The organism is Pseudomonas sp., from assembly GCF_049645325.1.
Lineage (GTDB): Bacteria > Pseudomonadota > Gammaproteobacteria > Pseudomonadales > Pseudomonadaceae > Aquipseudomonas.
Genome location: NZ_JBARTQ010000404.1, coordinates 1 through 2070 on the forward strand (window position 1 = coordinate 1; position 2070 = coordinate 2070).

Here is a 2070-nt window from a genome sequence, read left to right on the forward strand (position 1 = left end):
ATACACGGATGAAATACTGGATGGTGCTGTGGCTGGCGTTCGCCACCTGCGCAACGGCGGCCCCGCGCAGCCAAGGGACGCCGGGGGAGTTTGATTTTTACGTGCTGTCGCTGTCGTGGTCGCCGACGTTTTGCCTCACGCACCCGGACAACGAACAGTGTTCGGGCAAGGGCTACGGCTTTGTGCTGCACGGCTTGTGGCCGCAATACGCGAAGGGCGGGTGGCCGGCGTCGTGTGACCCTCAGTCGCGCTTGAGCCGCGAAGCGATGGAGAAGGGCGCCGCGCTGTTCCCGACGCATTCGCTGCTCAAGCACGAATGGGCCAAGCATGGCACCTGCACCGGGCTTGAGCCGTTGGCCTATCTTGAGAAAACCGATGCGGCGCTGGGCGTGGTAAACATCCCCGAGCAGTTGCAGCCGTTCAACACGCCGCCTTCGTTGCAGGCCCGCGAGATCGAAGCGTTGTTCCGCGACAGCAACCCGCGCCTGGGCAACCACGGGCTGGCGGTGATCTGCAAGGGCAAGGTGCTCTCGGAAGTGCGCGTATGCCTGACCAAAGACCTGGCGTTCGCCGGTTGCCCACGCAGCGTGAAGACGCAGTGCCGCGACGGCGACATCCGCATTCCGTCACAGCGCTAAGGCAGCATTGCCACGCGATAGCGCTCGTCGAAGTCTTCCGCCAACTGCGCCAGGGTGACATCGCCCAGGCGCTCCAGCAGAAGGGCCTGGGCCTGTTCGAAAGCGTCCGTCAATGCCGCGTTCACCGCCTGTTCCACCAGGCATTGCGGGTGGTCGGTGGACAGGCCGATGGCAAAGATCGACGGCGTGCCCAGGGCGTGGTGAATCTCCAGCAGGGTGATTTCACTCAAGGGCTTGCCCAGGGTCCAGCCGCCCTGGTGGCCCTTTTCCGAGCGTACATAACCTTTTTCCTTGAGCAGCCCGAGCGTGCGCCGCACCACCACCGGGTTGGTGCCGAGCATGTGCGCGATGGTTTCCGAGGTGGCGCGCTCTTCGTGGCGCCCCATGTGGATCAGCACGTGCAACATGCGCGAAAGCCGGGTGTCGTTTCTCATTAAAAAGCCTCAGGTTGGACCAGCGCAAAGTATCGTTCGTAACCTGAAGAGTTGCGAGACACTTGACGCTGTATTTTCATGTAACTTATGGTGTGCCATGATTGCGCCCGGACAACCTGGCGCACGAAAACCCGAGGTCACATTCATGATGCATGACGTCATTATCGTCGGCGGCAGCTATGCCGGCCTCTCTGCGGGCCTGCAATTGGCGCGGGCGCGGCGCAAGGTGCTGGTGATTGATGCGGGGTTGCGGCGCAATCGGTTTGCGGCCACCTCCCACGGCTTTCTCGGCCAGGACGGCCAGGCGCCGGACATCATCGCCGCCGAAGGCCGCAGCCAGTTGATGGAGTACCCGAGCGTGACCTGGGTACAAGACTCGGTGCTGGACGCGCTCCAACAACCCGATGGCTTCAGCATTCGCACCCGCTGCAACGGAGAATTCCAGGCTCGGCGCCTGATCCTCGCCACCGGCGTGGTGGATCAATTACCCGCCATCGAAGGCCTTGAGGCGCGCTGGGGCAAGCACGTGTTTCATTGCCCGTATTGCCATGGTTATGAGCTGGATCAGGGTCGCATCGGCGTGTTGGCAACTTCACCGCTGGCGATGCACCACGCGCTGATGTTGCCGGATTGGGGGCCCACCACGTTGTTTACCAATGGCGTATTCACGCCGGATGCCGAACAACAGGCCCAGCTGGATCGGCGTGGCGTGGCGGTGCAAGCCGGCGGGGTAAGGCGCATCAGTGGTGAGCGCGCGGACGTGGAGTTGAACGATGGCCGGGTGTTCGGCCTCGACGGCCTCTTCACCATGGCGCGCACCCGAATCAGCCCGCTGGCGGCGCAAGTGGGCTGTGAATTGCTGGAGGGTCCCACCGGCCCTTATCTGTTGACCAACGAGACTCGCCAGACCTCCGTGCAGGGTGTGTTTGCCTGTGGCGATACGTCCCTGGCGGCGGGTTCCGTGGCATTGGCGGTGGGCGAGGGAGTGCGCGCCGGGG

3 protein-coding genes are annotated in these 2070 nt (G+C 63.4%); 2 read left to right on the forward strand and 1 reads right to left on the reverse strand.

Going from position 1 to position 2070, the window contains the following annotated elements; all coding sequences use genetic code 11:
• Positions 1-8: 8 nt before the first annotated feature.
• Positions 9-638: a ribonuclease T2 family protein gene (locus WBB95_RS17540; RefSeq protein ID WP_424488740.1), complete on the forward strand. Its 630-nt coding sequence runs from the start codon at positions 9-11 to the stop codon at positions 636-638.
• Here the strand turns inward: WBB95_RS17540 and WBB95_RS17545 are convergent.
• Positions 635-1072: an Rrf2 family transcriptional regulator gene (locus WBB95_RS17545; RefSeq protein ID WP_424488738.1), complete on the reverse strand. Its 438-nt coding sequence runs from the start codon at positions 1070-1072 to the stop codon at positions 635-637. The genes WBB95_RS17540 and WBB95_RS17545 overlap by 4 nt on opposite strands.
• 145 nt (positions 1073-1217) lie before the next feature.
• Here WBB95_RS17545 and WBB95_RS17550 point away from each other — a divergent pair.
• On the forward strand, positions 1218-2070 hold an 853-nt coding region (locus tag WBB95_RS17550; protein WP_424488739.1), incomplete at its 3' end, for an NAD(P)/FAD-dependent oxidoreductase.

Bases quoted from the DNA above. Each gene is read 5' to 3' on its own strand.
- WBB95_RS17540 (WP_424488740.1), top strand. From the start codon at position 9: ATGAAATACTGGATGGTGCTGTGGCTGGCGTTCGCCACCTGCGCAACG.
- WBB95_RS17545 (WP_424488738.1), bottom strand. From the start codon at position 1,072: ATGAGAAACGACACCCGGCTTTCGCGCATGTTGCACGTGCTGATCCAC.